9 protein-coding genes and 1 pseudogene are annotated in these 7,778 nt (G+C 37.7%); 3 read left to right on the top strand and 7 right to left on the bottom strand.

Annotated elements, in window-relative coordinates; genetic code table 11:
* Positions 1-161, bottom strand: a pseudogene (locus tag RM347_RS35275) (photosystem II q(b) protein); the annotation flags it as partial.
* A gap of 466 nt (positions 162-627) precedes the next feature.
* Positions 628-1,080, bottom strand: a complete 453-nt coding sequence (locus tag RM347_RS35270) for an Hsp20/alpha crystallin family protein (RefSeq protein ID WP_322715548.1) — start codon at positions 1,078-1,080, stop codon at positions 628-630.
* A gap of 496 nt (positions 1,081-1,576) precedes the next feature.
* On the opposite strand from RM347_RS35270, the gene RM347_RS35265 reads away from it, so the two are divergent.
* Together RM347_RS35265 and RM347_RS35260 are read left to right on the top strand one after the other, a co-directional pair.
* Positions 1,577-1,801 (top strand): hypothetical protein, encoded by a 225-nt coding sequence (locus tag RM347_RS35265; protein ID WP_322715549.1) that lies wholly within the window; start codon positions 1,577-1,579, stop codon positions 1,799-1,801.
* 174 nt (positions 1,802-1,975) lie between these two features.
* Positions 1,976-2,371, top strand: coding sequence for a hypothetical protein (locus RM347_RS35260; protein ID WP_322715550.1), 396 nt, complete (start codon positions 1,976-1,978; stop codon positions 2,369-2,371).
* Here the strand turns inward: RM347_RS35260 and RM347_RS35255 are convergent.
* Positions 2,363-2,650, bottom strand: a complete 288-nt coding sequence (locus tag RM347_RS35255) for a hypothetical protein (protein WP_322715551.1) — start codon at positions 2,648-2,650, stop codon at positions 2,363-2,365. The genes RM347_RS35260 and RM347_RS35255 overlap by 9 nt on opposite strands.
* A gap of 291 nt (positions 2,651-2,941) precedes the next feature.
* On the opposite strand from RM347_RS35255, the gene RM347_RS35250 reads away from it, so the two are divergent.
* Entirely contained in the window at positions 2,942-3,601 is a 660-nt protein-coding gene (locus RM347_RS35250; protein WP_322715552.1) for a hypothetical protein, read from the top strand.
* A gap of 68 nt (positions 3,602-3,669) precedes the next feature.
* Here the strand turns inward: RM347_RS35250 and RM347_RS35245 are convergent, their stop codons facing one another.
* From RM347_RS35245 to RM347_RS35230, 4 genes are all read right to left on the bottom strand, one after another.
* A complete protein-coding gene (locus tag RM347_RS35245; protein ID WP_428850675.1) occupies positions 3,670-4,446 on the bottom strand; it encodes an MGMT family protein in 777 nt (258 codons plus the stop codon).
* A gap of 30 nt (positions 4,447-4,476) precedes the next feature.
* Entirely contained in the window at positions 4,477-5,124 is a 648-nt protein-coding gene (locus RM347_RS35240) for a PAP/fibrillin family protein (protein WP_322715554.1), read from the bottom strand.
* 87 nt (positions 5,125-5,211) lie between these two features.
* The gene (locus RM347_RS35235) at positions 5,212-5,835 is read right to left on the bottom strand and encodes a hypothetical protein (protein WP_322715555.1); all 624 of its coding nucleotides are present in this window, start codon (positions 5,833-5,835) and stop codon (positions 5,212-5,214) included.
* Positions 5,836-6,123: 288 nt separating this feature from the next.
* On the bottom strand, positions 6,124-7,545 hold the full coding sequence (locus tag RM347_RS35230) for a sensor histidine kinase (protein WP_322715556.1): 1,422 nt from the start codon (positions 7,543-7,545) through the stop codon (positions 6,124-6,126).
* Between the last annotated feature and the right edge of the window lie 233 nt (positions 7,546-7,778).

The raw sequence follows: 7,778 nt of genomic DNA, 5'->3' as shown, positions 1-7,778 counted from the left end.
GCGATGAAGGCGATTACGAAGCAGGCGGTTGCGGCTAGCAGGGTGGGGATCATGACTACGCCGAACCAACCGATGTAGATCCGGTTGTTGGTGCTGGTGATCCACTCACAGAATCTATCCCATACGTTGGCGCTTGAGCGCTGTTGTAAGGTTGCTGTCATTGTTTTATAAGTGCGGTTAGTTATTTATGAATCAGGCGGTTTTGTTTTCGCCTGTGGAACTACTTTACAATGCTTTACAATTTTTAATCCACTATCTCACTTTTGTAAAGCTGATAGAACCTATCAGCTTTACTTATTTATTTAAAGCCAATACAATTTAAGGTAAATGTAGTCCAACCCAGGCATTACGCTTTGCGATCGCTTACCCGCCCACCGGAGGCTATGTCTTCGACGTTAAAAATAAAGGCGATGTCTACGATGGTCACTGAGCTTTGTCGTTCGCGCAGCGTCTCGTAGAGAAGTGCTGGCTGCGCCTACGTTCTCCAGTTCTCTAAGATAATTAATGCACATAGGATTTACATACCTATTGCAGACATTATTTATAAAAGAGCTTGGTCACAAGAGTGACCAAGCTCTTAGCTATCTCAATCTATCAAAGGAGGTAGAGTAATGCGATCGCAACCCATTAGGTAGCAGGTTTTTCTAAATTAACCTTGACAACTTTGTTCTTTTCTTGCTCAGTTTTAGGCAGTGTCAGATTCAAGATGCCGTCTTTATAATCTGCTGTAACGTTAGTATTTTGAATCCTAGCAGATAGAGGAATTACGCGTTGAAATTTACCGTAATGAAACTCACTTCTGGTAACACCTTTTTCCTCAGTTTTAGTTTCAGACTTCCGCTCCCCGCTAATGTAAACAGCCTTTTCTGTGACTTGCACATCCAGGTCTTTAGCTTCTATTCCTGGCAGTTCTAGCTTGAGATGAATAGCATTTTCAGTTTCTTGGATTTCAGCAGCAGGAACTTTGCTCAACCCTCTGTCCAACAATACAGATGGCACTCTGGTGTCTTCAAATAAACTATTGATTTGATGTTGTAGAGTGTCAATTTCTCTCCAAGCATTCCAACGAACTAGTGTCATAACTCTTCCTGGCATCAATTAGCTTTTAGTTAATCAGTTTTGCACTTCGCTTTGTGCTTACATATTCATATTATGTAGAGTTAAACCTGCTGTAAATTCGGTTATTAACACCAATAAATTGAGAATTACCGTACCAAATTAGACATGAATATAAATTACGGTTTACTTCAATTTGTATGTTCGGTAAACCAGAAATAACAAATTAGATTCAAGCATAGTTAACCAATAAATCTGCTGTTAAAGGGAATAGTACAGAAATGTAATGCCTGTCTTGAAAAGTGACGCTCGATTACTTGCTAGCGCTACCAGATGCCTGCGGCAGGCTGCACCAACGAAGGAAACCGAAACCACCGCTCCGACTTTTCGCTGAGTTGGGCTACGCCTAGAACTGAGTAAGACCGCTGCATAAATTTTTAGATTACTTCAGTTAAATACATATCTGTTCAAGTTTGTCCTGTACTTCATTCCCGATTTATTAACCAACACAACATCAGCAATGAAACTCTTTCCCTCGCTCAATTTTGCACATATTGTTGATTCTAATGTCCTACCTAGAATCGCTAGAACTCAAATATCCACTCATAGTAAGAATGGCACATCAATCAACACAGCTATCATATCTAATACTTTACACAGCCATTCCATAAATATTAATTATCTCAAACCCTTTGATACTGATGTTCTTGCATATCACATGATGGGTCTTAGCAACTTTGAATGATCTATTAAAATGGATTCAATTTTTTAGTTCTTGCGCTCAATTAGATCACCCGAATGGGTGAGGAACAAATCAACCGTTCAGGTGACCTGAGTGCAGGAAGTTTAGACCGATAAAAAATAAGACTCTATTACTCAAGAACACTAATTGCACTTTACCTTAATTAAAGATAATCTTATGAAACTCTCCACCTTGATAGATTCTGTACTTATTGTTGCTTCTATTGCTTTATTACCTGGAATCGGTGGCGCTCAAACAGCTACTAATAATAGTGGCGAACCTATAGCTATCAACTCTAACGATTTACTGACTCATTCTACGAACGTCAGCTACCTCAAACCCTTTGATGCTGCATTTCTAGCTTATCAAGGTAACCTGAAAGCACAGGGTATTCCTAGTGGTAGTGCTTTGGTATCTCAATACCAAACAGGAAGCCTGACTGCATTAGATGTGGTTAAGGCTGCTGTCAACGCTAAAAAGTTACCAACACAAGCTTTGAATGACAGAGGTTACCTAAACGCTGTCGAGTTGCAGCTAACCTCATTCGGCAACACTAATAATTTATCATACTAAGTACAGCGTTGCAGAGGTTCGTGACAGATTTATAAAATGCTGTACTATCATCTCGTTACTTTGACAAGAAAATGCGTCACCAGAGAGGACAAGCTGCTGTCTTTGCCTAATCACCATCCCATTACCAAAAATTACCTTAACCCCTTCAACCTTGGAGGGGTTTTTAGTTGGTGCTACAGTTACTGCTTGCTCTAGCGTCGCCTCCCTTTCCCCAACGAACCTTTTCATATTTCTCTGAGAGGAAACGCGATCGCTGTACAGTAGCTTTAGGCAGTGCATTTGCAGCTTAGTGTTTACTTCTGGAACGCTTGTATAGCAATACTTTTTACCCTGCTACCACCAAGGTGCGTAGGCGTAGCCCATCACACGCCTAGAAAAAAGAGGCGGGTAATAAATTATTTACTGTTCTATCAAATTAACGTTGTTAAGTTACTCAGCAGGTGTAGTTCTCACCTCCAGGCTGTGTTAAACATTGTGACGCGAAACAGGAGTATAGATACGTTGCTAAAGCTTTCTCCAGAATCTCCTCTATTTATTCTGTTAATCATTATTAGTTTTCTAGTAGTAACTTTGTCAACTTGGTTATCATCTAAACCATTCATTTTAAAACCATTTGGGCTTAATGATATTATCCAGTTACTAACTTTACAATTATTTATTTCTTTATTGTTAGAACGTTCTTTAGAAGTATTTATAACTACTTGGCGAGGTTCATTTATCGAACAGTTAGATATTACTATTCAGCAAGAAAAGGCTCTAATATCTGAAAAGATAAGACTTATGGAAGTCCAACAGAAACAGTTTCCTTCTTTGGAATCAACTCAAGTAAGTGGACTACCACCTGAAGGAATGAGTTTAGAACAGCAAATCATCCAAAGTTTTACGCAAAATCAACAAGACTCATTAAAAATATTCCAGCCACAAATTGATGAGATAAATGAAAAAGAGCGCCAAAAAATAGCTTATAAAGCTGATACACGAACAATTGCTCTATGGACATCCCTTTTATTTGGTCTTTTAATGAGCGCAATAGGTATTCGTTCAATCGAACCACTTGTAGTTATTGATTTAGATAATCCAATACAAGTAGTTATTTTCCGTTGTTTAGATGCATTGCTGACAGGAGGTTTAATTGCAGGAGGTAGCGAGGGAATCCATAAGATCATAAAAGTTTTTATCGATTTTATGGAAGCTACATCTAAACAAATCAAAAATCAGGGATTATCTTGATGAAACAAGGCATTTTCCTGACAAAATGCAGAATATGGAAATCTAGATGAAAATTACATTACTAACATCTATTCTAAATATATGGTATGATCTTCCCATAGATAATCTTTAATATCTACAAAATTTTTGTTTAAATCGCTCAATAAATCTGCCTCAGATAAAACCTTAACTCCTTCAGTTTCTAACTTGCTTTTTTGTTGGTTCACATAAATTATCAAATAACCTTTAGAGTCTAATATTCTATGTACAGGATAATCAGCAGCAGATGTTTTTTTCAAATATGTAGGCATAGCTCTTAAATAGCTATTATCTACTCCTATACCTTTGATTATCTGTTTATATGTAACTACTTTCCCACTGGGGATTTTGATGATAAAATTTAAAAATCGTTTATATGGATTTTCAGATAATGCTGGGAATTTATTAGCTTGAACCTGAAGATTATTACCAACCTGGATTTTACCTGATTTAATAACTACGCCTAAAATCCCTCTTTTAACTTGAATGCTTTTTAATGATTCTACCAAGTGTGCTACTCGCTTACACGGTTCGCAGTGGAAAGTTAGACGAATTGCTGCACCACTTTCAAAGTTTAGCAGAGATCCAGGGATAAAATTCTCAAGTTCTATGCCTGTAACCACAATATTTTCTCGCAATTCTCCTGGTTGAATTGATAAATCTACAATATCTTCAGACCTAACAATTAAAACTTGTCTGGGACTTATAGAATCGGCATTTATATCTCCTTCTATACCATGACCCACTTTTAAATTTAATGTTTTAAGCTCTACCATCGCAGAACCTGCTTTTACCTTGGTGAAAAGATGCATTATTGAGAGAGCCATATTCATTCAGCGGCGCGATCAATTTCCAATTTAGAAGGTTAAGTCAGGTAAATCATTTGATTTACTAAGAATGAATAAACTTCCATCTCCTCCACGTCCAATTCTTAAGGTCTCATCTAAGTAAGTAATGTCCAGTGTGGCAGTTCTGCTAGTAGGATTATTAGCTGAGACAACCTTAAATGGATTGAGTTGAGGGGTATTAATTCCAACAATCTTCTCAATCGATAGATAGCGTTTGTCAAAATAGACGTTGATGCGTTTGTTCATTAGAGGCTCTAAATTTTCTTTGGCTGGCTCAAAGTTAGCTGTCACTTTGACATATCCCGATACTAGCGCCAGAGAATGTTTGACTTTAGCTAAATTGAAAAACAATTTATTTGTAACATCAATTACTTGATAAACTTTACCCAGCTTTAATCCCAATGGGAGAGAAGCTAAAGAACGGATTTCTCTCGCAGTAGAGTATTGCAGTTGCCAAGCTCCATCCAACAAAGAAATAGCGTTGATAAGAGGATTGAGATTGGGATTTATGCTCTCCAGTTCCGTCGTCAATTGTTCAATTTCTTCGGCTAAATTTGTGTGTAGCTGCAAATTGGTAACGGGAGAGCCATCGCTCTTGGTTTGAATCTTATCAAGCTTGGCTTGTAATTTTTTTTTAATTAAAAGTTGATTGTTCAATGGTTGAAAATTTTCCTTTACATATCCTATTGCTTTAGTTCAACTTTTACGCGGAAAGCGCATAAAAGTTGAATTATCTAGATGAAATTAGTCGATGAGTTGTGGGGTGGGAATTTGCGTATCAATATCTGCTTGGGAAAAAGTAGGGAGCAACCAGCTGCTCTCACCCGCCTTGAATACTTTGGCAGGCTCAACATTCAATTCAATTGCACCAGTGGCTGGATTGGTTCTAGCAATGGACTGTGTACCATCGACAAACTTGACGGCGATTGCTTGTGTCAGTTGTTGTGGTTGAGCGTTCGGGCTTAGAACCACTTGAGAACCTGCGGGTAAGTAAATACCATCGCAATCCCAATCATCATCTGTAATTGTTCCTGCGCCCAGGAAGTAGAGTTGGGTTGGAGATTTTTTTGGTTTGTTGGCATAGACAGCCAACGTCTTTCCAGTTTCATTACGGCACTGTGCCCGCTTTCTAGCTGTTTCTATGACATTTTTCTGAAACTGCAATTGTGCCAGTCGCTGCTGAAATTGCTCAGGTGTATACCCAGCTTGCTCAGGTGTATCCTTTACAGTTAGAAGTTGATTGAGCGCCTGAGTTACCTCAGCATAGTCAGCCCCCTTAGTAAAATCCTTGCCTGCCCAAGAGGGTTGAGCAATTACCAGGTTCACCATTAACACGAGAGCGACAAGAACAATTTTGAGAAACTGCATATTGTTCTCCTTTTTTGAAATTAGTGTTCAGTACCACTGAAACTTTACCAGATTTCAAACCCTTGAAAATCCTTGAAAATTGTTTGTGCGATCGCGATCGTACAAACAATAGCCATAGAATTAATATTTCTACAAGCTTTCCCCAAAATCTAAATAACGTTTAAATTTAGTTTGTACTGTAGTTTCATAAGTAATATAAGATTCATGCCTTGAATAAATCACACTTAGGATAATGTTTGTTAATAGTAGTTGCAGAGATGGCTATCTTTATTGCTTTTAGCAGCTCATTTACTCTCTAGGTAAACTAATTGTAAATATACTCCCTTCCCCTAACTTCGATTGTACAGTTATACTACCCCCCATGCCTTCTACAAGTGTCTTGACAATCGATAAACCCAAACCACAACCCCCAGTAGTATGAGAGCGGGATTCATCTACACGGTAAAATCTCTCAAATATCCGTGCTTGCTGTTGCAAAGGTATGCCATAACCTTTGTCACAAACTTGAATAATTGCCTGATCTTGAAGCTGATTTAACTTAAAAGTTATAGGTGTATCAGGTTGAGAATACCTAATAGCATTATCAATTAAATTTAATAACACTTGTTTAAGGCGATTGTAGTCTGCTTTGATCTCAATTGGGTAAACTTTTGACTCGATTGTAATTTTGCGATCGCTATATTTTTCTGCCATCATTACAACTTCTTCAATTAAATTATTCAGTACGTAAGATTTTATTTGAAAATCCAAGTAGCCACTATCTGCTCGTGCTAAATCAAGTAAATCTTGTAGCAAGCGGATAGTACGTTCAGCTTCCGATGCAGCAGTTTCTAAAGCTTCTTGTTGGGTTTGGGTTAAGTTATTTTGCCTTCGTAAGACGCTTTGTAAATATCCATGTACAATTGTCAAAGGTGTACGTAATTCATGAGAAACATTACTCACAAATTCTCGCTCTTGCTCCCAAGATTGAGAGAGTCGCGATAACAGCATGTTTAAAGTTTGAGCTAGTTCTTTAACTTCACTGGGTGCATTATCGAGATATAGCTGTGCTTGTCCTAAATCTTCAGCGGAAATTACAGAAGCCATTTGATTTAGCTGGCGCAGAGGTTGCAAAGAACGTTTGATATAAAATGCGATCGCAGCAATTAAAATAATAATTGCCAAAACACTAGTAATAGCTAAACTCTGCACCATTATCACAAACATTCTCTGTTCGCGGGTAATATCTTTGACTACAAATAACTCACCCAGTAGCTTACCCTGTACTTGCATAGAACTACCACATAAAACAAAGTAGCTTTGGTTCACTCTGTAAACTTGTGGTTTAATCGGCATCTTAGTCAGGGACATTAACTCAGCCACCGTAGTATCAGATAATAAGTTTAAAGTCGCAGATTTTACTAAAATTTTATTATCAGGACTTTTTAGCCATAATAATGTGTTGGTATTTGCCAAATTATTAATAGCCTTTTGCAACCCAATTTCAGGTTGCATCATTTCACTATAAATTTGCACATCTTGTGGCAAGCGCTTGGCGATTTCTTCTATATTATACTTATGACTATCAACTAAAATTTGCTGCATTTTACAACTAGTCAATGTAGCGAGGCTACCTAATATTAAAGTTGAAAATGCGGCAATACCAACCGTGAGGCGTGACTGTAAGGAAAATGGGTCTATATTTATCCAAACTTTTATAATTTGCTTCACTGTTCTGGTTGTGCTTAAGATGTTTATTAAGGCTTTATCAATAAAATCAAACTGCTAAATGTAAAGTTCCTACCAACTGCTACATCTTTAGTTCTAGCTGATTTTAACTTACCTCTGTTGAATACTTACAGTGAAAAGTGCAGCTATAGGAATCCAATTTGATTTCTGAAAAAATCTAAGTATCTGTAGGGTGTGTTATCGGCGAGAGTACGGCACCAAAGCCTTCGGACGGT

It is taken from the genome of Nostoc sp. ChiQUE02, assembly GCF_034531305.2.
Taxonomy (GTDB): Bacteria; Cyanobacteriota; Cyanobacteriia; order Cyanobacteriales; family Nostocaceae; genus Nostoc.
The sequence above is the reverse complement of the archived record's forward strand: the minus strand, read 5'-3'. Positions and strand labels throughout refer to the sequence as shown.

Coding starts and splice junctions, on each gene's coding strand:
- RM347_RS35270 (WP_322715548.1), bottom strand. CDS start 1,080: ATGACACTAGTTCGTTGGAATGCTTGGAGAGAAATTGACACTCTACAA.
- RM347_RS35265 (WP_322715549.1), top strand. CDS start 1,577: ATGAAACTCTTTCCCTCGCTCAATTTTGCACATATTGTTGATTCTAAT.
- RM347_RS35260 (WP_322715550.1), top strand. CDS start 1,976: ATGAAACTCTCCACCTTGATAGATTCTGTACTTATTGTTGCTTCTATT.
- RM347_RS35255 (WP_322715551.1), bottom strand. CDS start 2,650: ATGCACTGCCTAAAGCTACTGTACAGCGATCGCGTTTCCTCTCAGAGA.
- RM347_RS35245 (WP_428850675.1), bottom strand. CDS start 4,446: ATGGCTCTCTCAATAATGCATCTTTTCACCAAGGTAAAAGCAGGTTCT.
- RM347_RS35235 (WP_322715555.1), bottom strand. CDS start 5,835: ATGCAGTTTCTCAAAATTGTTCTTGTCGCTCTCGTGTTAATGGTGAAC.